The sequence below is a fragment of the Ferrovibrio sp. GW821-FHT12B10 genome, from assembly GCF_058807515.1.
The window spans coordinates 127,658-149,674 of record NZ_JBXAQT010000001.1 but is presented as its reverse complement, the minus strand read 5'-3'; the positions used below and the strand labels follow the sequence as shown (position 1 = coordinate 149,674).

At 63.8% G+C, this 22,017-nt stretch carries 21 protein-coding genes; 13 read left to right on the top strand and 8 right to left on the bottom strand.

Annotated elements, in window-relative coordinates; genetic code table 11:
- Positions 1 to 2: 2 nt before the first annotated feature.
- On the bottom strand, positions 3 to 1,169 hold the full coding sequence (gene rnd, locus AC1RRT_RS00915) for a ribonuclease D (RefSeq protein WP_493011765.1): 1,167 nt from the start codon (positions 1,167 to 1,169) through the stop codon (positions 3 to 5).
- Positions 1,170 to 1,329: 160 nt separating this feature from the next.
- On the opposite strand from rnd, the gene aspS reads away from it, so the two are divergent.
- From aspS to AC1RRT_RS00895, 4 genes are all read left to right on the top strand, one after another.
- The gene (gene aspS / locus AC1RRT_RS00910) at positions 1,330 to 3,120 is read left to right on the top strand and encodes an aspartate--tRNA ligase (protein WP_493011764.1); all 1,791 of its coding nucleotides are present in this window, start codon (positions 1,330 to 1,332) and stop codon (positions 3,118 to 3,120) included.
- Positions 3,121 to 3,139: 19 nt separating this feature from the next.
- A complete protein-coding gene (locus tag AC1RRT_RS00905; protein ID WP_493011763.1) occupies positions 3,140 to 3,787 on the top strand; it encodes a MarC family protein in 648 nt (215 codons plus the stop codon).
- 79 nt (positions 3,788 to 3,866) lie between these two features.
- Positions 3,867 to 4,829: a LipP1 family hormone-sensitive lipase gene (gene lipP1, locus AC1RRT_RS00900; protein WP_493011762.1), complete on the top strand. Its 963-nt coding sequence runs from the start codon at positions 3,867 to 3,869 to the stop codon at positions 4,827 to 4,829.
- A gap of 3 nt (positions 4,830 to 4,832) precedes the next feature.
- Entirely contained in the window at positions 4,833 to 5,258 is a 426-nt protein-coding gene (locus tag AC1RRT_RS00895; RefSeq protein WP_493011761.1) for a hypothetical protein, read from the top strand.
- A 10-nt stretch (positions 5,259 to 5,268) separates the two neighbouring features.
- Here the strand turns inward: AC1RRT_RS00895 and AC1RRT_RS00890 are convergent, their stop codons facing one another.
- Positions 5,269 to 5,619: a CAP domain-containing protein gene (locus AC1RRT_RS00890; protein ID WP_493011760.1), complete on the bottom strand. Its 351-nt coding sequence runs from the start codon at positions 5,617 to 5,619 to the stop codon at positions 5,269 to 5,271.
- 197 nt (positions 5,620 to 5,816) lie between these two features.
- On the opposite strand from AC1RRT_RS00890, the gene AC1RRT_RS00885 reads away from it, so the two are divergent.
- A complete protein-coding gene (locus AC1RRT_RS00885) occupies positions 5,817 to 6,563 on the top strand; it encodes a tellurite resistance TerB family protein (protein WP_493011759.1) in 747 nt (248 codons plus the stop codon).
- 6 nt (positions 6,564 to 6,569) lie between these two features.
- Here the strand turns inward: AC1RRT_RS00885 and AC1RRT_RS00880 are convergent, their stop codons facing one another.
- Together AC1RRT_RS00880 and AC1RRT_RS00875 are read right to left on the bottom strand one after the other, a co-directional pair.
- Positions 6,570 to 7,835 carry a hypothetical protein gene (locus tag AC1RRT_RS00880; protein ID WP_493011758.1) on the bottom strand — a complete coding sequence of 422 codons (1,266 nt, stop codon included), beginning with the start codon at positions 7,833 to 7,835 and terminating at the stop codon, positions 6,570 to 6,572.
- 218 nt (positions 7,836 to 8,053) lie between these two features.
- Entirely contained in the window at positions 8,054 to 11,737 is a 3,684-nt protein-coding gene (locus tag AC1RRT_RS00875; protein ID WP_493011757.1) for a vitamin B12-dependent ribonucleotide reductase, read from the bottom strand.
- 243 nt (positions 11,738 to 11,980) lie between these two features.
- Here AC1RRT_RS00875 and AC1RRT_RS00870 point away from each other — a divergent pair, with 243 nt between their 5' ends.
- The 4 genes from AC1RRT_RS00870 to AC1RRT_RS00855 all read left to right on the top strand — a co-directional run bounded on the left by AC1RRT_RS00870 (position 11,981) and on the right by AC1RRT_RS00855 (position 14,064).
- Positions 11,981 to 12,517 (top strand): DUF2059 domain-containing protein, encoded by a 537-nt coding sequence (locus AC1RRT_RS00870; RefSeq protein WP_493011756.1) that lies wholly within the window; start codon positions 11,981 to 11,983, stop codon positions 12,515 to 12,517.
- 173 nt (positions 12,518 to 12,690) lie between these two features.
- On the top strand, positions 12,691 to 13,035 hold the full coding sequence (locus AC1RRT_RS00865) for an NADH:ubiquinone oxidoreductase subunit NDUFA12 (RefSeq protein ID WP_492981466.1): 345 nt from the start codon (positions 12,691 to 12,693) through the stop codon (positions 13,033 to 13,035).
- A gap of 33 nt (positions 13,036 to 13,068) precedes the next feature.
- Complete coding sequence (mlaD, locus tag AC1RRT_RS00860) at positions 13,069 to 13,599, top strand: outer membrane lipid asymmetry maintenance protein MlaD (protein ID WP_493011755.1); 531 nt, start codon at positions 13,069 to 13,071, stop codon at positions 13,597 to 13,599.
- A gap of 30 nt (positions 13,600 to 13,629) precedes the next feature.
- Positions 13,630 to 14,064 (top strand): DUF2155 domain-containing protein, encoded by a 435-nt coding sequence (locus AC1RRT_RS00855; protein ID WP_493011754.1) that lies wholly within the window; start codon positions 13,630 to 13,632, stop codon positions 14,062 to 14,064.
- Here the strand turns inward: AC1RRT_RS00855 and aat are convergent.
- The 4 genes from aat to aroQ are packed head-to-tail and all read right to left on the bottom strand — an operon-like array spanning position 14,001 to position 17,074.
- Positions 14,001 to 14,672, bottom strand: coding sequence for a leucyl/phenylalanyl-tRNA--protein transferase (gene aat / locus AC1RRT_RS00850; protein ID WP_493011753.1), 672 nt, complete (start codon positions 14,670 to 14,672; stop codon positions 14,001 to 14,003). The genes AC1RRT_RS00855 and aat overlap by 64 nt on opposite strands.
- Positions 14,673 to 14,702: 30 nt before the next feature.
- Positions 14,703 to 16,046 (bottom strand): acetyl-CoA carboxylase biotin carboxylase subunit, encoded by a 1,344-nt coding sequence (gene accC / locus AC1RRT_RS00845; protein ID WP_493011752.1) that lies wholly within the window; start codon positions 16,044 to 16,046, stop codon positions 14,703 to 14,705.
- Positions 16,047 to 16,081: 35 nt separating this feature from the next.
- Positions 16,082 to 16,561 (bottom strand): acetyl-CoA carboxylase biotin carboxyl carrier protein, encoded by a 480-nt coding sequence (gene accB, locus AC1RRT_RS00840; protein WP_493011751.1) that lies wholly within the window; start codon positions 16,559 to 16,561, stop codon positions 16,082 to 16,084.
- 36 nt (positions 16,562 to 16,597) lie between these two features.
- On the bottom strand, positions 16,598 to 17,074 hold the full coding sequence (aroQ, locus tag AC1RRT_RS00835; RefSeq protein WP_493011750.1) for a type II 3-dehydroquinate dehydratase: 477 nt from the start codon (positions 17,072 to 17,074) through the stop codon (positions 16,598 to 16,600).
- Positions 17,075 to 17,358: 284 nt separating this feature from the next.
- Here aroQ and secG point away from each other — a divergent pair, with 284 nt between their 5' ends.
- The 4 genes from secG (at position 17,359) to eno (ending at position 22,014) form a co-directional block, all read left to right on the top strand.
- The gene (secG, locus tag AC1RRT_RS00830; protein WP_492981458.1) at positions 17,359 to 17,667 is read left to right on the top strand and encodes a preprotein translocase subunit SecG; all 309 of its coding nucleotides are present in this window, start codon (positions 17,359 to 17,361) and stop codon (positions 17,665 to 17,667) included.
- Between the two features lie 121 nt (positions 17,668 to 17,788).
- Entirely contained in the window at positions 17,789 to 19,420 is a 1,632-nt protein-coding gene (pyrG, locus tag AC1RRT_RS00825) for a CTP synthase (protein ID WP_493011749.1), read from the top strand.
- A gap of 131 nt (positions 19,421 to 19,551) precedes the next feature.
- On the top strand, positions 19,552 to 20,397 hold the full coding sequence (gene kdsA, locus AC1RRT_RS00820; RefSeq protein ID WP_493011748.1) for a 3-deoxy-8-phosphooctulonate synthase: 846 nt from the start codon (positions 19,552 to 19,554) through the stop codon (positions 20,395 to 20,397).
- Positions 20,398 to 20,733: 336 nt separating this feature from the next.
- The gene (gene eno / locus AC1RRT_RS00815) at positions 20,734 to 22,014 is read left to right on the top strand and encodes a phosphopyruvate hydratase (RefSeq protein WP_493011747.1); all 1,281 of its coding nucleotides are present in this window, start codon (positions 20,734 to 20,736) and stop codon (positions 22,012 to 22,014) included.
- Positions 22,015 to 22,017: the final 3 nt, after the last annotated feature.

Below are 22,017 nucleotides of genomic sequence, written 5' to 3'. Positions count from 1 at the left end.
GCTTATTTCTTCAGTTCAACCAGCTTGATGCGGGTGCCCTGGGCGGCGAGCGCCAGTTCGCCGCGCTTGAGCCGCAGCGCGTCATTGCCGAACAGCTCGCGCCGCCAGCCCTGCATCGCCGGCACATCGGCATTATCGTCGGCCGCGATCTTGTCGAGGTCGGAGGAATTGGCCAGCAGCTTCTGCGCGACGTCGTGGTCGTCGCACTTCATCTTCAGCAGAACTTTCAGCAGCTCCACCAACGGCCCGATGCCGCGCGGCAGTTCCGGCTCGCGCTCCAGCACCGGCCAGGTGTCTTTCGGGCTGGCCAGCTTGGCGGTGATGGCGGCCAAGAGGCCCTGGCCCATCTTGCCCTCGGCAAAGCCCTTCGACAGGCCGCGCATGCGCTCCAGGTCGTCGGCGCTCTTGGGCGGATGGGCGGCGATTTCCATCATGGTCTCGTCGCGCACGATGCGCTGGCGCGGGATGTCGCGGTTGCGCGCTTCCACTTCACGCCAAGCGGCGGCGGCCTGCAGCACGGCGAGATACTCGCCCTTGGTGGTGCGCGGCTTCAGCCGCTTCCATGCATTCTCCGGCGCGACCTCGTAGGTGGCCGGATCGGCCAGCAGCGCCATCTCGTCGGCCAGCCACTCGACGCGACCGGTCTTCTGCAGCTTGGCGTTCAGCTTTTCGTAGATCTTGCGCAGATGCGTCACGTCGCCGAGCGCGTAGACGACCTGCTTTTCGGTCAGCGGCCGGCGCGCCCAGTCGGTGAAGCGCGAGGACTTGTCGACCTGGGCGCCGGCCAGCTTGGCCACGAGCTGTTCATAGCTCACCTGGTCGCCGAAGCCGCAGACCATGGCGGCCACCTGGCTGTCGAACAGGGGGCTGGGCACTTCGCCCATCAGCTTGGTGAAGATTTCCAGGTCCTGCCGGGCGGCGTGGAAGACCTTGAGCACCGCCTTGTTCCGCAACAGCTCGAACAGCGGCTCCATCGACAGGCCCTCGGCCAGCGGGTCGATCACCCGGGCCTCGTCCGGCCCGGCGAGCTGGATCAGGCAGACCTTCGGCCAGTAGGTGGTTTCACGCATGAACTCGGTATCCACGGTCACGTACGGCGTCGTGGCCAGGGAGGCGCAGAAACGGGCGAGTTCTTCGGTGGAGGTAATCGGGGCAGGATCGGCACGCATGTGGCTCAGATAGCACGGCTGGGTCCCCGGCCCAAGGCTTGGTGCCGGACCTGCAGGGTGGCCGGGGGCGGAAATTCCGTTAGGATCGGCCTTGACTTTCAGGCCCTGACGGGGCCTGTTCCCCCTTTGATTTCCCTCGCCTTTTTCAACGGATTGTCCGATGTCCCGCTACCGCACCCATACCTGTGGCCAGCTTCGCCCCGAGCATGTCGGCACCGAGGTCAAACTCGCCGGCTGGGTCCATCGCAAGCGTGACCATGGCAACCTGCTGTTCATCGACCTGCGCGACCATTACGGCATCACCCAGTGCGTCGCCCAGAGCGGCTCGGATGCCTTCAAGCAGATGGAAGTGCTGCGCTCGGAATACGTGGTCAGCGTCAGCGGCAAGGTGGTGGCCCGCACCGGCGACACCGTGAACCCCAACCTGCCGACCGGCAGCGTGGAAGTGGTGGTCTCCAGCATCGAAGTGCTGGGCGAGGCGCAGGACCTGCCGATGCCGGTGTTCGGCGAGCAGGAATACCCGGAAGACATCCGCCTGAAGTATCGCTTCCTCGACCTGCGTCGCGAGCGCCTGCACAACAACATCATCCTGCGCTCGAAGGTGATCTCCTCGATCCGCCGCCGCATGACCGATCAGGGCTTCATGGAATTCCAGACCCCGATCCTGACGGCATCCTCGCCGGAAGGCGCGCGTGACTTCCTGGTGCCGAGCCGTCTGCATCCGGGCAAGTTCTACGCCCTGCCGCAGGCGCCGCAGCAGTTCAAGCAGCTGATCATGGTCTCGGGCTTCGACCGCTATTTCCAGATCGCGCCCTGCTTCCGCGACGAAGACGCCCGCAAGGATCGTAGCCCGGGTGAATTTTATCAGCTCGATGTGGAAATGAGCTTCGTGGAGCAGGACGACGTGTTCAACGCCGTCGGCCCGGTGATCCATGGCGTGTTCCAGGAATTCGCCAATGGCCGCGACTGCGGCCCGGCCGAGTTCCCGCGCATCCCGTATCGTGAGTCGATGCTGAAGTATGGCTCCGACAAGCCCGACCTGCGCAATCCGATCCTGCTCGCCGACGTGACCGAGGTGTTCCGCGGCTCGGGCTTTGGCGTGTTTGCCCGCAACATCGAGAATGGCGCGGTCGTGCGCGGCATTCCGGCGCCGGGCGCCGCCGGCCGTCCGCGCAGCTTCTTCGACAAGATGAACGACTGGGCGCGCCAGGAAGGCGCCGCCGGCCTGGGCTACATCATCCTCGACAACGGCGAGGCCAAGGGGCCGATCGCCAAGTTCCTGGATGCCGACCGCATCGCGCTGCTGAAAAAGCTGGGCAATGTGAAGGATGGCGACGCCATCTTCTTCGCCTGCGACAAGGAGCTGCCGGCGGCCAAGCTGGCCGGTCAGGCGCGTATCCGTATCGGCGACGAGCTGGATATCTGCGAGAAGAACGTCTTCAAGTTCTGCTGGATCGTCGACTTCCCGATGTTCGAATACAACGAAGACGACAAGAAGGTCGACTTCAGCCACAACCCGTTCTCGATGCCGCAGGGCGGCCTGGATGCGCTGAACAGCCAGGATCCGCTGACCATCAACGCCTACCAGTATGACATCGTCTGCAATGGCGTGGAGCTGTCGTCGGGCGCGATCCGCAATCACAAGCCGGAAATCATGTACAAGGCCTTCGAGATCGCCGGCTACGGCCCCGAAGTGGTCGAGGACAAGTTCGGCGGCATGCTCAATGCGTTCAAGTATGGCGCCCCGCCGCATGGTGGCATCGCGCCGGGCATCGACCGCATCGTCATGCTGCTGGCCGACGAGCCGAACATCCGCGAGATCGTGCTGTTCCCGATGAACCAGCAGGCCCAGGATCTGATGATGCAGGCTCCGAGCGAGGCGACGATGAAGCAGCTGCGCGAGCTGCATATCCGCGTCCACGCCCCGGAACTCGACAAGAAACCGTCCTAACGTGTAGCGGCAGGCGGCCATGCTCGATCCTCTCGACTATGTCCGCTTTGCCGTCACGCTGTTTTCGATTCTCGATCCTTTCGCCGCCATCCCGCTGTTCCTGATGCTGACCGGCGACCGCTCGCGCACCGAGCGGCGGGCGACTGCGCGCACGGCGGCGCTGGCGGTGTTCATCATCCTGCTGATAGCCGGATTCTCCGGCGACCTGATCCTGCGCTTCCTTGGCGCCAGCTTGCCGGCCTTTCAGGTCGGCGGCGGTATCGTGCTGTTCCTGATGTCGCTCAGCATGATCAACGCGCAGATCAGCCCGCAGCAGCAGACCCCGCAAGAACATGCCGAGGCCGCCGACAAGTTGGGTGACGAGCGCTCGGCCGTGGGTGTTGTGCCGCTGGCCATGCCATTGCTGGTTGGGCCTGGCTCGATGTCGGCCACCATCATCTACATGGAGCGCGGCGCCGGCTGGCAGCATAAGGGGTTAAGCGTGGCCGTGCTGGCGCTGATCTGCGTCAGCATCTGGGTGGTGCTGCAGCTTGCCCGTCCGATCGGTGACCGGTTGGGGCAGACCGGGATCAACATCCTGAACCGCATTTTCGGCTTGCTGCTCGCCGCCGTAGCGGTTCAAATCTTTGCCAACGGCCTGCGTGGATTGTTCCCCGCGCTAGGTTGACTTGACGCTCCCCCCGGCTGGGAGTTTTTCGCCGTATTCAGCGTTGGTTCAAAACAACAACAAAGAGAACAGCCTCGCCATGCTCGATACCGAAGCCAAAGCCCTGCTCGATGCCGTGAAGGCTGCCGGTCGGCCCGACGTCTCCACGCTGACGCCGCCCCAGGCGCGCCAGCTCTACAAGGACACGCGCGCCGCCGTCACGCCCGCGCCGCCGGACGTCTCCGAGGTCGACAATATCGCAGCCCCCGGTCCGCATGGCCCGATCCCGCTGCGCTACTACCGGCCGGTCGGCGCCGACAAGAAGGCGGCGATCCCGGTGGTGGTGTTCTATCACGGCGGCGGCTGGGTGATCGGCGATCTCGACACTCATGACGTGGCCTGCCGCACGCTGGCCAACGAGGCGCGCTGCGCCGTGGTCTCGGTCGACTATCGCATGGGGCCGGAGCACAAGTTCCCCGCCGCGGTGGAAGACGCCTATGCGGTGGCTGCCTGGGTGGCCACGGAAGAAAAGCACCTGCGAATCGATGCGCGCAAGCTCGCGGTCGGCGGCGATTCAGCCGGCGGCAATCTCGCGGCCGTGGTCTGCCTGTTGGCGCGCGACAAGGCCAAGGCCGGCGAGGAGGGTGTGCCCAAGATCGGCTATCAGGTGCTGATCTATCCGGCCACCGACATGCACATGACGACGGAATCCCACACGCGCTATGCCAAGGATCATCTGCTGACGCGTGACAGCATGGACTGGTTCCAGGCCCAGTATCTGAATGCCGAGGCCGACCGCGACGACTGGCGCGCCTCGCCGCTGCGGGCCAAGAATCTCGCCGGCCTGCCGCCGGCCTATGTGGTGGTGGCCGGCCACGATCCGCTGCGTGATGAAGGCGAGGCCTATGCGATGGCGCTGAAGGCAGCCGGCGTGCCGGTGGTCTTCCGCGAATTCCCCGGCCAGGTGCACGGCTTCATGCTGGCCGGCAAGGTGGTGCCGCAGGCCAGCCAGGCAATCGCAGAAATGGGCACGGCGCTCAAGCTGGCTTTCGGGCAGGGGTAAGCGGTGGAATCAATTGTCGCGTATGTAGTGCTGGTTGTCCCGCCGGCGATATTTTTTGGCGGAATGTTCATTACTAAATGGATCGTGCCCTTAGCAGATTTAGTAATACGCTGGCAGAAACATAAGAAGAAAATGGCGAATAATAATCTCAGTAAAGCTGCGGATAAATCTGTAGTTGTGAATCTAGATAGTAGCCCGCTCACAAACGAAGTTTACTTGGCAGGGATTCGCTCTCTTAAGGATGCGGCTTTTTCATTAGTAGCTTTCTTGTTGGCAAATATTGGAGGGTTGGCTTACCTATACCTTCCACAAATGTTTACTCAAGAATCGCAAGAAGCACTGAAGACCCCTCTCATTTTAATGAGTGGCATGTGGTTTTTTGCTAGCTTCTACCTAATGCGACGCTCTAGAAAGCGCATCGAGCACTAGTCAGAAGTCTCTACTCCCGCCCCAGCACCAGCACCCAGAGCGCGCGGCGGAGATCGGTCGGATCGACGCGGGTCTCGGCGCCCATCTCGGTGACACCGGGATGCAGCAGGTTGCGGCGATGCCCCTCGCTCGCCATCCACAGCCGCACGACTTCAGCCGCATCGCAGGCGCAGAGCGCGATATTCTCCGCGCCGGCGCGATAGCGATAAGCGACGCGCTGCAAACGCAGCACCAGGTCGCTGCCATCACAGCCGTCATGTGAGAGTTTGTTGCAGCGCTGCAGGTCGGTGCCATGCGCGGTGGCGGCCTCGGCCAGCTGCAGGTTCCATTGCAGCGGCGCCAGGCCGTTCGCGCCGCGCACGGCATTCACATGAAACAGCAGCTCGCTCTGCCAGATGTCGCCCCCAACTCTATTCTGGGCCGTTGCATCATGAATGCGGCCAAAAAGCGGCAGCAGCAGTGCAATTGCGCCGATAAGAAACCGAACGCCACCTTGAATACGCGGCGGGTATTTCCGATCTCTGGGCCTCCATATCATGACAGGAGGCTAGACGAGCAATGATCGACGCGAAATCCCTGCTGGATCAATTTCTCGGCAGTGCTGCCAGTACTCAATCGGGCAACAAACAGGGCGTCGGTCGCGGTGACCTGATGGATCAGGCGAAGCGCGGCCTTGACGCGCTGGGCGGCGGCAAGGGGCTGGCGGTCGGCGGATTGCTTGGGCTTCTGGTCGCCAACAAGACGGCGCGCAAGACCGCCGGCACGGTCGCGGTCTATGGCGGCGCGGCTGCGCTGGGCCTGCTGGCCTTCCGTGCCTTCCGCAACTGGCAGGACGGGCAGAAGCCGGCGACGGCACCCGGCATCGCTCTTGGGGCGCCGCAGGCCGATATCGCCACCGTCGCGCCGCAGTATCTGCCCTCCAGCGCACCGGCGGGCAACGGCCAGCCCTTCGAGCTGGCGCTGATCCAGGCGATGATCGCCGCCGCCAAGTCGGACGGGCATTTCGATGCGGTGGAGCAGGGGCGGCTGTTCGCCGAGATCGAGCAGATGTCGCTGGATGCCGAAACCAAGGGCGCGGTGTTCGACCTGCTGGCCAAGCCGGTCTCGGTCGAAGCCATCGCCGCCGCGGCGACCAGCCAGGAGCAGGCGGCCGAGCTTTACCTGGCGTCGCGCATCGCCATCGATCCCGACGATCCGGCCGAGACGGCGCATCTGGCCGCGCTGGTCGAGAAGCTCGGTCTGCCGCCCGAACTGGTGGCGCATCTGAACCGTCAGGTCGAGGCGACGCTCGTGCCTGCGGCGTAAGATCGATCAGAAGTAAGCCGACAGGCCGGAGCCACCCGCACCGCCGCCACCGCCGAACAGGCTGAGCAGGTAGGAGGTGTTGTTGGCGCGCATCACCTGCTGCATCAGGAAATTCTTATAGGCGCCCTGGGTGTTGTAGGGGTCTTCATCCTGCTTGTTGGTGGTCTTGCCGTTCTTCGATGTCGACGAGTTGGGCTTCTTGGTGCTGTCGGTCTTGCTGGTATCCGTCGGGATGCTGGCGGCCGGCAGATACTGCTTCAGCTCGGCATAGGCGGCGCGCTGTTCGTTGACCGTGTAGGCCTTGGTCTCGTCATAGATGATGGCGTTCAACTCCTCGCGGGTCAGGCCCTTGAAAGGGTTGTCCTTGTCCCAGCCATTGAGGAAGCGGGTGGCCAGCCGGGCGCGTTCGACGCGCTCGGGCGTGCCGCTCACCGTCTCGTTGTTGTTCGCCGTCTGCTCGGAGATGCTCGGCGTCTTGGCCGCCTTGGCCAGGATGGCCTTTTCCAGCACGTCGCGCTGCGCCAGCGCCGCACGGCGCTCGTTCACGGTGTAGTCGCCGGTATCGTTGGCGATCACGGCGGTGAGCTGGTCGCGGGTCAGCTTGGCGAAGGGATTCTCGCCCTTGCCGGTATTGATGAACTCCGTGGCCTTCTTGGCGCTGGCCAGACGCTCGGTGGTACCGGATTTCGGCACTTCCGCGTCGTTGGCCTTCTTGTCGAACTCGGTGGTGGGCGTCAGCGCATCCTTCATCAGGGCATTGTCGACGCGGGCGAACTCGCTGTAGGCAGCGCGGCGTTCGTTGACGGTGTATTTGCTGTCCTTGTCGACGATGATGGCGGCCAGCTCGGCAGGCGTCTTGCCCTTGAAGGGATTGGCGGCCTTGCCGTCGAGGAAATCATTGGCCTGCTTGGCGGCGGCCTTGCGCGCGGTGTCGGCGGCGTCATCGCCGGTCAGCGGCGGCAGCGCCGCATCGGCGGCATCGGCCTGCTTGGCGCTTTCGAGGAAGATCGCGGCAAGGATTTCCTTCATCTTCGCGGTGATCTGTTCCTCGTTGTCGGGTGTCGCGGCGGCAGCGGCCTGTTCGGCCAGCGCCTTCAGGGCGGCCGGCGACAGCGTCACTTCCACGCCGAGGTCCTGGCGCAGGTCGGAGGTCACCTGCACGGTTGTCTGTGTGCCCGCGCCGCTGCCCGATGCCGGGGGCGTCGTCGTGGTCTTGGTCATGCCGGCCAGAATGGTCGAGAGATAGCTGTAACCATAGTTGATCGTGGTCATGACGCGGGATCCTTGCTTGTCCGGGGACGGACTTTGCAAGGCGCGGGCCATCGAAAAGCGCTCTTAAGCTATTGAAATAGCATAAGGTTTCGCGCGCCTTCAGCGGCAGGCTTTGCCGGGCCGGCAAAAGCTGCCGGGCCCATGAAAAACCCCGGCATCCTGAGGATGCCGGGGTTCTGAAGCCGGAAGAGGGCGGCTGGGCTTATGAGTTGCCGTGCTTACGAGCAGCCCGTCGTGCCGCCGCAGCTATCGCATTTCAGGCAGGTGCCGTTGCGCACCAGCGTGAAGTTGCCGCATTCGGGGCAGCTATCACCCTCGTAGCCTTTCATGCGGGCCAGGCTGCGCTGATCCGCCTTGCTGGGGCCGCCGCCACTTGCGTTGCCGCCCATGGCCGACACCGCCACATCCATCTCGACATGGGTATGCGTGTCGGTGGTGACATGCATCACCGGCCCATCCGTGCCAGTGGCCTGGTATTCGGCAACCGGGGCACGTGTCGGGCTGCCGCCTTTGAGCACATAGAGGTTGGAGCGGATATAGCCGGTGGAGGCGACCTTGATCGAGTCCTGTTCGACCTTCACCTTCTCGGCCGCCGGCAGTTCCTTGGCACCCAGCGCATCGTGGCGCAGGTCTTCGGGCTGCACATGCGCGAGGTCGGTGCGGCCGAGATAGCTGATCGCCAGTTCGCGGAACACATAGTCGAGGATCGAGGTCGACATCTTGATGACGTCGTTGCCTTCCACCATCCCCGAGGGTTCGAAGCGGGTGAAGGTATAGGCGTCGACGAATTCCTCCAGCGGCACGCCATACTGCAGGCCGATGGAGATGGCGATGGCGAAATTGTTCATCAGGCTGCGGAAGGCGGCGCCTTCCTTGTGCATGTCGATGAAGATCTCGCCCAGCTTGCCTTCGTCATACTCGCCGGTGCGCAGGTAGACCTTGTGCCCGCCGACGACGGCCTTCTGGGTGTAACCCTTGCGGCGCAGCGGCAGCTTCTGGCGGCCGGCGATATGCTTCTCGACGATGCGCTCGGCGATGATCTGCGCGCGCGCGGCCATCGGCGCTTCCGCCACCAGCTCGGCCAGAGACTCGATCTGGGTTTCGCCGACCATGTCGTCCACATCCTCGTCCAGCATCTGCGCCTGCAGCGGCTGGCTGAGCTTGGAGCCGTCGCGATATAGCGCCATGGCCTTGCAACCCAGCTTCCACGACAGCATGTAGGCCAGCTTGCAATCCTCGACGGTGGCGAGGTTGGGCATGTTGATGGTCTTGGAGATCGCGCCGGTGATGAAGGGCTGCGCCGAGGCCATCATGCGGATGTGGCTTTCGGCCGACAGGAAGCGCACGCCATCCTTGCCGCAGGGATTGGCGCAATCGAAGACCGACAGGTGCTTGTCCTGCAGGTAGGGCGCGCCTTCCACCGTCATGGCGCCGCAGCAATGGAGATTGGCGGCGGCGATCTCGGCGGAAGCAAAGCCCAGAGCGGTCAGCAGGTCGAAGGCCGGATCGTCGAGCTGCGCATCGGTGAAGCCGAGCGCCTTGCAAGCGTCGCCGCCCAACGTCCAGCGGTTCAGCACGAACTTGATATCGAATGCGCCGGGCAGGCCGGCTTCCATCTTGGCCAGCATCTCGTCGGTCAGGCCGCGCGCCTTCAGCGTCTCGTGGTTGACACCCGGTGCGTCCTGCAGCGTGCCATGGCCGACGGCATAGTCGATGATGGCTTTGATCTGACTATCGCTGTAGCCCAGCGTCTTCAACGCCAGAGGCACCGTGCGGTTGATGATCTTGAAATAGCCGCCGCCGGCTAGCTTCTTGAACTTCACCAGCGCGAAGTCCGGCTCGATGCCAGTGGTGTCGCAGTCCATCACCAGGCCGATGGTGCCGGTGGGGGCGATGACGCTGACCTGCGCATTGCGATAGCCATGCGCGGTGCCAAGCTCGAGCGCGCGCTCCCAGACCAGCTCAGCGGCCTGCAGCAGCGCGGCATCGGGGCAGCTCGCATGATCCAGCGGCACCGGCGGAATGGCGACGCCCTCATAGCCGAAATGATCGCCCTGTGCGGCACGGCGATGATTGCGGATCACGCGCAGCATGTTCTCGGCATTCGGCGCATAGCCGGGGAAAGCGCCCAGCTCGCCCGCCATCTCGGCCGAGGTGGCGTAGGACGCACCGGTCATCAGCGAGGTGATGGCGCCGCAGAGCGCGCGGCCGGCGTCAGAGTCATAGGACATGCCGCAGGACATCAGCAGCGCGCCGAGATTGGCGTAGCCCAGGCCCAGCGTGCGGAACTTGTAGCTGCGCTCGGCGATCTCCTTGCTGGGGAACTGTGCCATCAGCACGCTGATTTCCAGCACGATGGTCCACAGCCGTGTCGCATGCTCGAAGCCGGCGACGTTGAACTTGCCATCCGCCTGGCGGAAGCACATCAGGTTCATCGAAGCCAGATTGCAGGCGGTGTCGTCCAGGAACATGTATTCCGAGCACGGGTTCGATGCATTGATGCGGCCGTCGGCCGGGCAGGTGTGCCAGTCGTTGATGCTGGTGTCGAACTGGATGCCCGGATCGGCCGAGGCCCAGGCGGCATAGCCGACCTGTTCCCAGAGCTGGCGCGCCTTCAGCGTTTTCGCCGGCTTGCCATCATTGCGGCGGATCAGGTTCCAGTCACCGTCCTGCTCGACAGCCTGCAGGAAGTCGTCCGACACGCGCACCGAGTTGTTGGAATTCTGGCCGGCAACGGTGAGATAGGCTTCCGAATCCCAGTCGGTGTCATAGGCGGGGAAGTCGATCGCGGTATAGCCCTGCTTGGCGAACTGCACCACGCGCTGGATGTAGTTCTCCGGGATCATCGCCTTGCGGGCGGCGAGGATCTCCTTGCGGAGCTGGCTGTTCTTCTTGGCGTCGACGCGCGCGTCACCGCTGCCGAGCTGGCAGGCGGCCATGATGGCGCCCAGATGCTTCTGCGAGAGCTTGGAGCCGGCGACCAGCGCCGCCACCTTCTGCTCTTCCTTCACCTTCCAGTCGATGAACTGCTCGATATCGGGATGGTCGATATCGCAGATCACCATCTTGGCGGCGCGGCGCGTGGTGCCGCCCGACTTGATCGCGCCGGCGGCGCGGTCGCCGATCTTGAGGAAGCTCATCAGGCCCGACGACTTGCCGCCGCCCGACAGCCGCTCGTTTTCGCCGCGCAGCTTGGAGAAGTTGCTGCCGGTGCCCGAGCCGTATTTGAACAAGCGCGCCTCGCGCACCCACAGGTCCATGATGCCGCCCTCGTTGACGAGGTCGTCCTGCACCGACTGGATGAAGCAGGCATGCGGCTGCGGATGCTCGTAGGACGAGGTGGAGCGGGTCAGCTCACCAGTCTTGAAGTCCACGTAATGATGGCCCTGCGCCGGGCCGTCGATGCCATAAGCCCAATGAAGCCCGGTGTTGAACCACTGCGGCGAATTCGGCGCTGCGATCTGCGCGGCCAGCATGAAGCGCATCTCGTCGAAGAAGGCGCTGGCGTCATCTTCAGAGTCGAAGTAGCCGCCCTTCCAGCCCCAGTAGGTCCAGGTGCCGGCGAGGCGATCGAAGACTTCGCGGCCGCTGGTTTCCTGGGTGAAGCGATCCTTCTCCGGCAGGCTGCCGAGCGCGTCCATGTCGGGCTCGCGACGCCACAGGAAATCGGGGACATCGCTTTCCTCGACGGCCTTCAGCGCGACCGGCACGCCGGCGCGGCGGAAATACTTCTGCGCCAGCACATCGGCGGCGACCTGCGACCAGCCGGCCGGCACTTCCAGGCGGTCCAGCTTGAAGACGGTGCTGCCATCGGGGTTGCGGATTTCACTGGTGGTGGTTTTCCACTCGAGCCCGGCATAAGCATCCTGGCCCGCTGTCGTGAAATGCCGATCAATACGCATTACGTTAGTCCCCGCCGAAAACGAGTTGCCAAATAGGATCAATATGTTGTGGTCTGGCCGGCTACTGATTTCGGGGAAAAGCCCAACATCTAGCGCCAAGTCGTCGTAACGGGGCTAAATCTATGGATGCGCCGGGGAGGGGTCAAACGCCAAATCTGGCCTCGAATCGACTATGTTTTGTTGACAGGGTTTTGCCATATTCCCGGTATCAGTATGACTCGTTGAGTATGTGAGGATTCGCAGATGCGCCCGCTTTTTGTTCTTGCCCTGATGTTTTTTGCTTTCCTGTCCCAGCCTGCCTCTGCGCAGGACAAGGCGACCCGGGCCGCGGCTGAAAAGCTGATGACCACCATCGGGTTGGAGAAGCGGGTCGAAACTATCACTCAGCTTTATCTGAACTTCCTGCCGGCCAACACGCCGTCCGAGCAACAGCGCGCCGCCGAGCTGCGCCAGCGCGCGCCGACGGCGGGGCCCCGCTTCCGCGGCGCTGTGGTCAACGCGGCCAGTCAGAGCTACACGCGCGGCGAGATCGAGGCGCTGGATACCTATTTCGCCAGCGGCGAAGGCCAGCGCCTGCTCACCACCGTGGTGACCCGCGCCGTGCTGGGCGCCAGCCAGAAAGGCGGCGTGAAGGGCAGCGACATCCTGCGGCCCGAAGAACTGCCGCTCGACAATCCGGCCCTGCAGGCGGCGGCCAGGAAATACCCGACTTTCGAAACGGTGGCCCGTACCGAGCTGCAGAAGGAATTCGCGCAGGAAATCGCGCTGATGAACCGGTAGCCGCGCCCATCCGCTCCTTGAGCAAGCCTCTGGATTTCTGGGTAAATCACGGTGCTTCCACCCGGCCTCCGCGTATACCAAGGCTTGCCCAGACACCGGCGTAATGCCATATTCCGCCTGAATTTCCAGTCGGATTCCCCAATCCGGCGGTCTGGCCTGAGGTGGGCATTTTCATGAGTCTGATCGGCACCAAGCTTTTCACCTGGTGGAAGGGTGAGCTCGTCGGCACCGACGCGTTCGGCAACCGCTACTTCCGCGCCAAGGACGGCGCGCGCAAGCGCTGGGTGATCTATCAGGGCCGGCCCGAAGCCTCGAAGGTGCCGCCGGAATGGCACGCCTGGCTGCACTACACCATTGATGATGCGCCGATCCACGGCGTGGAGCGCAAGCCCTGGGAGAAGGAGCATTTGCCCAATCTCAGCGGCACGCCATATGCCTATCGCCCGCAGGGCAGTGTGGCCAAGGGCGGTCAGCGCCCCGCCGCCACCGGCGATTACCAGGCCTGGCAGCCGGAATAACAGGCCAGAGCGCAGACTGGGCGAGGACTCGATATGCAGGGCAATCTTGTTGAAACGCTGATCGGCGCCGTTGTGCTGCTGGTCGCGGGCTTTTTCCTGGCTTTCGCCTACACCACGGGCGGTGTCGGCAGCAGCCGCATGTCGGGCTATGAGCTGCAGGCGCGCTTCAATCGCGCCGACGGCCTGGTGGTGGGTGGCGATGTGCGCATGAGCGGCATCAAGATCGGCACCGTGACCAAGCAGGCGCTGGATCCCAAGACCTTCGACGCCATTGTCAGTTTCTCGGTCGACAGCCGCTATCAGCTGCCCGAGGACAGCGCGGTCAAGATCGCCTCCGAAGGCCTGCTGGGCGGCAACTTCCTCTCGGTCGAGCCGGGTGGCAGCAACACCGCGCTGAAGCCGGGCGCCGAGATCAAGTATACCCAGGGTTCCGTCAACCTGATGGACCTGATCGGCCAGGCGATCTTCAGCGCCACCGGCGCCGGCAACGGCAAGGACAAGGAAAAGAGCGGCGGCGATGCCGAGCTCAATCCGCTGCAGGGTCTTCAGCCCAAAGCCAACTGATCAGTGGGCCAACTGATTTCCATGGTGCGTATGCTGCGTCGCTGTCTGTTCCTGCTGCCGGCCCTGCTGGCGCAGGCCGCCATGATCGAGCCGACCTGGGCGCAGATGCCTGATCCCATGCCGCAGTATCCCTCCACGCCGATGCCGGTCGCCGTGCTGCAGGGCCTCGATAAGATAACGGCCCGCATCTACACCTTCGAGGCGCCGGTCGACCAGACCATCGGCTTCGGCACGCTGAAGGTGACGGCGCGCACCTGTCGCAAGCGCCCGCCGGAATATCCGCCGGAAAGCATGGCCTTCCTCGAGGTGGTGGAACAGCGGCCCGAGCAGGAGTCTTACGCCCTGTTCAAGGGCTGGATGTTCGCCTCCAGCCCCGGCCTCAATCCGCTGGAACATCCGGTCTACGATGTCTGGGTGATCGACTGCAGGACCAGCTCGGGCGGCGCGTCGCCGCGCAGGCCGTAGAAATCCGCGCTGCGCGGCAGCGCGTCGTAGAGCAACTCCAGATACTGATCGCGCGGAATCTCGGTCGCGCCGAACTGTTGCAGATGCGGCGTGATGAACTGCGTGTCGAGCAGGGTGAATCCGCCGGCGATCAGCCGGCCCACCAGATGCACCAGCGCCACCTTCGAGGCATCGGTGGCGCGGCTGAACATGCTCTCGCCGAAGAAGGCCGCGCCCAGATGCACGCCATACAACCCGCCGACCATGGCGCCGCTCTCGTCATAGCATTCGACGCTATGGGCGAACCCTAAACGATGCAGCTCGGTATAGGCGGCGCGGATCGGCGCGTTGATCCAGGTATTCTGACGCTGGGCATGCTCCGTTGGCTCGGCGCAGGCCGCCATCACGCCGGGAAAATCCGTGTCGATGCGAACCTGGAAACCGCCGCCGCGCACCGTGCGGGCCAGTTTGCGCGGCACATGGAAACCGTCCAGGGGGATGACGCCGCGCTTTTGCGGGAAGACCCAGAAATAGCCGGGGTCTTCGGCGCTGTCGGCCATCGGGAAATAGCCGCGGGCATAGGCCTGCAGCAGAAGTTCGGGGGTGAGCGGTTCGGGGCGCGTGCTCATGGCATCAACCTAGCGCACGCGCCCGATCTGTCAGCCCTGCCTGGCGATGAATTCTTCCAGCCAGTGGATGTCGTAGGCGCCGTTGACGAAATCGGGTTCGTTGATCAGCGCCAGATGCAGCGGGATCGTGGTTTCCAGACCGCCGATCACATATTCCTCCAGCGAACGGCGCAGGCGCATCAGGCATTCGTTACGGCTGGTGCCGTGCACGATCAGCTTGCCGATCAGCGAGTCATAATGCGGCGGAATCTGGTAGCCGGTGTAGAGCGCGCTATCAACACGAACACCTAAGCCGCCAGGCGCATGATAGTCGGTGACGCGGCCGGGCGAGGGCGCAAAGGTGCGCGGGTTCTCGGCGTTGATGCGGCACTCGATGGCATGACCGGAGAACTTGATGTCAGCCTGCGTGTAGCCCAGCGGCGCGCCGTCGGCGATGCGAAGCTGCTCGCGCACCAGGTCGAGGCCGGTGATGGCTTCGGTCACCGGATGCTCCACCTGCAGGCGGGTATTCATCTCGATGAAGTAGAACTCGCCATTCTCGAACAGGAACTCAATGGTGCCGGCGCCGCGATAGTTCAGTTTCGAGATCGCCTTGGCGGCGATGTCGCCGATGGTCTTGCGCTGGTCGTCGTTCAGTGCCGGCGAGCGGGCTTCCTCCAGCACCTTCTGGTGGCGGCGCTGCAGCGAGCAGTCGCGTTCACCCAGATGCACGGCGTTGCCCTGGCCGTCACCGAAGATCTGGATCTCGATATGGCGGGGGCGGGTGAGGTATTTCTCGACATAGACCTGGTCGTTGCCGAAGGCATTGCGCGCTTCGGTGCGGGCCTGTTGCAGCGCCGGGCCGAACTCGGCCGGCGAACGCACGACCTTCATGCCGCGGCCGCCGCCGCCGGCGGTGGCTTTGATCAGCACAGGATAGCCCATGTCGGCGGCAAGCTTGAGCCCCTGTTCCTCGGTTTCCACCGCGCCCTTGGAGCCGGGCACGACCGGGATGCCGAGTTCGATCGCGGCTTCCTTTGCCGTGATCTTGTCGCCCATCAGCTTGATATGCTCAGGCGTCGGGCCGATGAAGGTGATGCCGTGGGCCTCGACGATCTCGGCGAACTTGGCGTTCTCGGAGAGGAAGCCGTAGCCGGGATGGATCGCGTCGGCGCCGGTGATCTCGGCGGCCGAGATGATGGCGGGGATGTTCAGGTAGCTCTGGCCCGACGGCGGCGGGCCGATACACACGGACTCGTCGGCGATGCGCACATGCATCGCGTCGGCGTCCGCCGTGGAATGCACGGCGACGGTGCGGATGCCCATCTCGCGACAAGCGCGATGGATACGGAGCGCGATCTCGCCGCGATTGGCGATCAGCACCTTGTCAAACATGGTACGCGGCCCTGTTCTGTGTTGCTTGGGCTGTCTTATTCGATAATCAGCAGAGGCTGGCCGAATTCGACCGGCTGCTGATTCTCGATCAGGATACGGGCGACCCGGCCACCCTTCGGCGCGGTGATCGGGTTCATGGTCTTCATGGCTTCGACGATCAGGACCGTCTGGCCGGCATTCACGCTGTCGCCGACCTTGATGAAGGTGGCGGCGCCCGGCTCGGGCGCGGTGTAGACGGTGCCGACCATGGGCGACTTCACGGCGCCGGGATGGCTGGCGTCATCGCTGGCGCCACCGCCGGCGGCGGCAACGGCAGCCGCGGCGATCGGCGCGACAGGGGCGGCGGCATAGACCGGAGCCGCGCCGCCCTTGGTGACACGCACCTTCAGCGGGCCTTCGCTCCACTCGATTTCGGTGAGGCCGGTCTCGTTCAGCAGATCGGCGAGATCGCGGATCATCTGCTGGTCGATGCGGCTGTCCGCCTTGGCGGCTTTATCCTTGGGCGCGGAGGCCATGCGCTACTCCTGTATTCCTGACGAGAGAAAAATGGTTCAGACGATATCGGCCAGCGCGTCGAGCGCCAGCACGTAACCCTTCGGCCCGAAGCCGCAGATCATCCCCGTCGCGGCCTGCGACACATAGGAATGATGGCGGAAGCTTTCGCGCCGGTGGATATTGGACAGATGCACCTCCACGCAGGGCCGTTCGGCGGCGTTCAGCGCGTCGAGCACGGCGACCGAGGTATGGGTATAGGCGCCGGCATTTAGCACGATCCCCGCAGCCTTGGTCCGGGCCTCCTGGATCCAGGTCACCAGCTCGCCTTCATAGTTGGTCTGGCGGAACTCGATGGTGAAACCCAGTTCCTTGCCCCTGGTGCGGCAGAGCTTCTCGACATCGGCCAGCGTGGCGCGGCCGTAGATCTCGGGCTGGCGCAGGCCGAGCATGTTCAGGTTCGGGCCGTTCAGCACATAGATAACGGGGGCCTTCTTGACCTTGCCGTTTCCTGCCGATTTCCGTGCCGTTGCCATGCGATTCCCGCTGCTGCGATGACCAGACCGCCTGCCGTACACCATCGGGCAGTCAGCGGCAACCCGTTGATCGCGCTGGGGGGAGGCAGAGGCGATGCGCCGGAAAAGCGGCGGGAAACCGGGATTTCATGTTCCTGATATGTTTCACGTGAAACATCCCCGCCGAGGCTTTCTTCAGGAAATGGCCGGGCAGAGGGCAAATCGCGAAGCCTTTGGGCCGGCAGGGTCTTTCCCTGTCTAAGAGGAGGGTGTAAAAGCCCCCGGACTTTGGAGAGATTCGACCCATGATGACCTTCCTTCTGGTGGTGCATATCCTGCTGGCCCTGGCGCTGATCGGCGTCATTCTGGTGCAGCGGTCGGAAGGCGGCGCTCTGGGCATGGGTGGCGGTGGCGGCGGTGGCTTCATGACCGCGCGCGGCTCGGCCAATCTGCTGACCCGCACCACGGCGATCCTGGCGGTTCTGTTCTTCGCCACCAGCATCGCGCTGGCGATTCTCGCCGGCGGTCACTCCCGGCCGCGCTCGATTCTCGACGCGCCGAGCACCTCGGCCCCGGCCGAAGCGCCCAAGCCGGCCGTGCCGCTGTCGCAATAATGAGACCAGCTGTCGTTATAGCTACCTGAACTAAAACAAGTTTTTCGGCTTTGTGAAATCGCGCGAGTCGGCGCGAGCGAACCCTTTTTTGTGTCGGATGGATAGGTTAGACAGGTCTCCCATGACGCGGTACATCTTCATCACCGGCGGCGTGGTTTCCTCCCTCGGAAAAGGTCTGGCTTCGGCGGCGCTCGGCGCTTTGCTGCAGGCCCGTGGCTATACCGTCCGCCTGCGCAAGCTCGACCCCTATATCAACGTCGATCCGGGCACCATGAGCCCGTATCAGCACGGCGAGGTCTTTGTCACCGACGACGGCGCCGAGACCGATCTCGATCTGGGCCATTACGAGCGCTTCACCGGCGTGCCGGGCCGCAAGACCGACAACATCACCACCGGCCGCATCTACCAGACCGTGATCGCCAAGGAACGCCGCGGCGATTACCTGGGCGGCACCGTGCAGGTGATTCCGCATATCACCGACGCCATCAAGGACTTCATCGCCGACGACCGCGAAGGCACCGACTTCATGCTGGTCGAAGTGGGCGGCACGGTGGGCGATATCGAAAGCCTGCCCTTCCTGGAGGCGATCCGCCAGTTCGGCCTGGAAGCGGGCCGCGGCCAGGCGGTCTATATCCATTGCACCCTGGTGCCGTTCATCAATGCCAGCGGCGAGCTGAAGACCAAGCCGACGCAGCATTCGGTGAAGGAGCTGCGCTCCATCGGCATCCAGCCCGATATCCTGCTTTGCCGTTCCGACCGCGAAATCCCGCAGGGCGACCGCCGCAAGATGGCGCTGTTCTGCAACGTTCGTGAAGAAGCCGTCATTCCGGCGCTCGACGTCAGCACCATCTATGCAGCCCCGCTGGCCTATCACGAAGCCGGTCTGGACGTGCAGGTGCTCAAGGCGTTTGGCATCGATGCTGGCAAGGCGCCGGATCTCAGCGGCTGGCAGAATATCGTGCAGCGCGTCATCGCGCCCGAGAACAAGGTCAAGGTCGCAATCGTCGGCAAGTATACCGGCCTGAAAGATGCCTATAAGTCGCTGGCCGAAGCGCTGGCCCATGGCGGCATCGCGAATAACGCACGCGTCGATATCGAATGGATCGAGTCCGAGATCTTCGAGAAGGACGAGACCGCCGTGCAGGCGCTGGACGGCGTGCATGCCATCCTGGTGCCGGGCGGCTTCGGCGAGCGTGGATCGGAAGGCAAGATTCGCGCCGTGACATTTGCGCGCGAACGCAACATTCCCTATTTCGGCATTTGCTTCGGCATGCAGATGGCGGTGATCGAAGCCGCGCGCAATCTCGCCGGCGTCAAGGATGCCAGCAGCACCGAGTTCGGTCCCTGCAAGGAGCCGCTGGTCGGCATGATGACCGAGTGGATGCGTGGCAACGAGCTGGAAAAGCGCAGCCAGGCCGGCGATCTGGGCGGCACCATGCGTCTGGGCGCCTATGAGGCCGCGCTGAAGCCGGGCAGCCGTGTCGCCGAGGTTTACGGCAGCACGACGATTTCCGAACGCCATCGTCATCGCTACGAGGTCAACACCAAGTATCGCGAGAAGCTGGAAGGCTGCGGCCTGGTCTTCTCCGGCATGTCGCCCGACGGCCTGCTGCCCGAGATCGTGGAATTCCCGAACCACCCCTGGTTCATCGGCGTGCAGTATCACCCCGAGCTGAAATCCAAACCGTTTGAGCCGCATCCGTTGTTCGCCAGCTTCATCGAAGCCGCGCTGAAGCAGTCGCGGCTGGTCTGACCATAGAGTGTCATGGCCGGATTTATTCCGGCCATCCACGTCTTTGTAATGGAACGACCCTAAGTAAGGCGTGGATGCCCGAGACAAGCTCGGGCATGACAGTTGTTATTTAAGTCATGGAGCCCAAGACCATGAGCGAAGCCCCAGCCCCCCCCCGTCACGTCAAGGTCGGAGATTTCGAGATCGGCAACGATCTGCCCTTCACGCTGCTGGCCGGTCCCTGCGCCATGGAAAGTCGCGAGCATGCACTCGACATGGCGGGCTCGCTGAAGGAGCTGACCGAGAAGCTCGGTATCAACTTCATTTACAAGTCGTCGTTTGATAAGGCGAACCGCACCTCGATCCGCAGCAACCGCGGCTTCGGCCTGGAAAACGCCCTGCCGGTGTTCCAGGAAATCCGCGACACGCTTGGCCTGCCGGTGGTGACCGATGTGCACACGGAAGAGCAATGCCGTGCGGTGGCCGACAGCGTCGACATGTTGCAGATTCCGGCCTTCCTCTGCCGCCAGACCGACCTGCTGGTGGCGGCCGCGAATACGGGCAAGCCGGTGAATGTGAAGAAGGGACAGTTCCTCGCCCCCTGGGACATGAAGAACGTGGTCGAGAAATTCGACCATGTCGGCAATCCCAACGTGCTGCTCTGCGAGCGCGGCGCCAGCTTCGGCTACAACACGCTGGTCACCGACATGCGGTCACTGCCGATCATGGCCGAGACCGGCTGCCCGGTGGTGTTCGACGCCACGCACTCCGTGCAGCAGCCAGGCGGCAAGGGCGCCAGCTCAGGCGGCGATCGCCGCTTCGTGCCGATCCTGGCGCGCGCCGCCGTGGCGATCGGCGTGGCCGCCGTGTTCATGGAAACCCACAAGGACCCGGACAGCGCACCCTCCGATGGCCCTAACATGGTGCCCTTCGACAAGATGGAAGCCGTGCTGGAGCAGCTGCTGGAATTCGACCACCTGGCGAAGGCCGGGCATTGAGGTCCTGATTTCCCGACCCAGACTCATAGTTTGGTGTTCTGACCAACTTAAATGGGATTCCCGCTTTCGTGGGAATGACGACTTGGCCGTTACGGCTGCTCTCCCATAAATCGTCACCCCGGACTTGATCCGGGGTCCATCTGTCCGTTCCGATACGTGGATGGTTGGGTTGGACCCGGGACAAGCCCGAGGGTGACGGAGCGCGGCTGAAACGCCGGTTTACCCACAGCTTTGCCCCTGTCCGGTCACGCCCGGGGCCTTGCCCGGAACGGCCTGCCGGGCTATGCCTTTGCCCACCTTTTTCCTGCCTTTTGCTTCAAGAAGGACCCTCCGTACATGAGCGGCATTTCCGACATCCTGGCGCGCGAAATTCTCGACAGCCGTGGTAACCCGACTGTGGAAGTGGACGTCGTGCTGGAGTCCGGCGCCTTTGGCCGCGCCGCCGTGCCCTCGGGCGCCTCGACTGGCGCCCATGAGGCCGTCGAGCTGCGCGATGGCGACAAGAAGCGCTATCTGGGCAAGGGCGTGCTGAAGGCGGTGAATGCCGTCAACACCGAGATCTTCGACGCGCTGGCCGGCTTCGAGGCCAGCGAGCAGCTTAAGATCGACCGCACCATGATCGATCTGGACGGCACGCCGAACAAGGCGCGCCTCGGTGCCAACGCCATTCTGGGCGTGTCGATGGCCGTGGCCAAGGCCGCCGCCCAGGAAGCCGATCTGCCGCTGTATCGCTACGTGGGCGGCGCGGCTGCGCATATCCTGCCGGTGCCGATGATGAACATCATCAACGGCGGCGCGCATGCCGACAATCCGATCGACGTGCAGGAATTCATGATCATGCCGGTGGCCGCCGAGAGCGTCGCCGAGGCCGTGCGCATGGGCGCCGAGGTGTTCCACACGCTGAAGAAGAAGCTGAAGGATGCCGGCCACAACACCAATGTCGGCGACGAGGGCGGCTTCGCGCCGAACCTGCCGAGCACGCGGGGCGCGCTCGACTTCATCATGCAGGCCATCGAGGCCGCCGGTTACAAGGCCGGCAAGGACGTGATGATCGCGCTGGATGCCGCCAGCACCGAATTCTTCAAGGACGGCCAGTATCACCTGGACGGCGAGAACCTGAAGCTGTCGCCCAGCGACATGGTCAAGTACTGGGCCAAGCTGGTCGGCGACTATCCCATCGTCTCGATCGAAGACGGCATGGCCGAGGATGACTGGAAGGGCTGGAAGGAGCTGACCGACGTGATCGGCGGCAAGTGCCAGCTGGTCGGCGACGATCTGTTCGTCACCAACCCCAAGCGCCTGGCCGATGGCATCAAGCAGGGTGTCGGCAACGCCATCCTGGTCAAGGTCAACCAGATCGGCACGCTGTCGGAAACCCTGGAAGCGGTCGAGCTGGCGCACAAGAACGGCTATCGCGCCGTGATGTCGCATCGCTCGGGCGAGACCGAGGACAGCACCATCGCCGACCTGGCGGTGGCGACCAACTGCGGCCAGATCAAGACCGGCTCGCTGGCGCGCTCGGACCGCATGGCCAAGTACAACCAGCTGATCCGCATCGAGCAGCAGCTCGATGTTGCCGCGAAATACCCGGGCCTCTCGGCCCTCAAGGGACGCTGAAGC

Coding starts and splice junctions, on each gene's coding strand:
- rnd (WP_493011765.1), bottom strand. CDS start 1,169: ATGCGTGCCGATCCTGCCCCGATTACCTCCACCGAAGAACTCGCCCGT.
- aspS (WP_493011764.1), top strand. CDS start 1,330: ATGTCCCGCTACCGCACCCATACCTGTGGCCAGCTTCGCCCCGAGCAT.
- AC1RRT_RS00905 (WP_493011763.1), top strand. CDS start 3,140: ATGCTCGATCCTCTCGACTATGTCCGCTTTGCCGTCACGCTGTTTTCG.
- lipP1 (WP_493011762.1), top strand. CDS start 3,867: ATGCTCGATACCGAAGCCAAAGCCCTGCTCGATGCCGTGAAGGCTGCC.
- AC1RRT_RS00885 (WP_493011759.1), top strand. CDS start 5,817: ATGATCGACGCGAAATCCCTGCTGGATCAATTTCTCGGCAGTGCTGCC.
- AC1RRT_RS00880 (WP_493011758.1), bottom strand. CDS start 7,835: ATGACCACGATCAACTATGGTTACAGCTATCTCTCGACCATTCTGGCC.
- AC1RRT_RS00875 (WP_493011757.1), bottom strand. CDS start 11,737: ATGCGTATTGATCGGCATTTCACGACAGCGGGCCAGGATGCTTATGCC.
- AC1RRT_RS00870 (WP_493011756.1), top strand. CDS start 11,981: ATGCGCCCGCTTTTTGTTCTTGCCCTGATGTTTTTTGCTTTCCTGTCC.
- AC1RRT_RS00865 (WP_492981466.1), top strand. CDS start 12,691: ATGAGTCTGATCGGCACCAAGCTTTTCACCTGGTGGAAGGGTGAGCTC.
- mlaD (WP_493011755.1), top strand. CDS start 13,069: ATGCAGGGCAATCTTGTTGAAACGCTGATCGGCGCCGTTGTGCTGCTG.
- AC1RRT_RS00855 (WP_493011754.1), top strand. CDS start 13,630: ATGCTGCGTCGCTGTCTGTTCCTGCTGCCGGCCCTGCTGGCGCAGGCC.
- aat (WP_493011753.1), bottom strand. CDS start 14,672: ATGAGCACGCGCCCCGAACCGCTCACCCCCGAACTTCTGCTGCAGGCC.
- accC (WP_493011752.1), bottom strand. CDS start 16,046: ATGTTTGACAAGGTGCTGATCGCCAATCGCGGCGAGATCGCGCTCCGT.
- accB (WP_493011751.1), bottom strand. CDS start 16,561: ATGGCCTCCGCGCCCAAGGATAAAGCCGCCAAGGCGGACAGCCGCATC.
- aroQ (WP_493011750.1), bottom strand. CDS start 17,074: ATGGCAACGGCACGGAAATCGGCAGGAAACGGCAAGGTCAAGAAGGCC.
- secG (WP_492981458.1), top strand. CDS start 17,359: ATGATGACCTTCCTTCTGGTGGTGCATATCCTGCTGGCCCTGGCGCTG.
- pyrG (WP_493011749.1), top strand. CDS start 17,789: ATGACGCGGTACATCTTCATCACCGGCGGCGTGGTTTCCTCCCTCGGA.
- kdsA (WP_493011748.1), top strand. CDS start 19,552: ATGAGCGAAGCCCCAGCCCCCCCCCGTCACGTCAAGGTCGGAGATTTC.
- eno (WP_493011747.1), top strand. CDS start 20,734: ATGAGCGGCATTTCCGACATCCTGGCGCGCGAAATTCTCGACAGCCGT.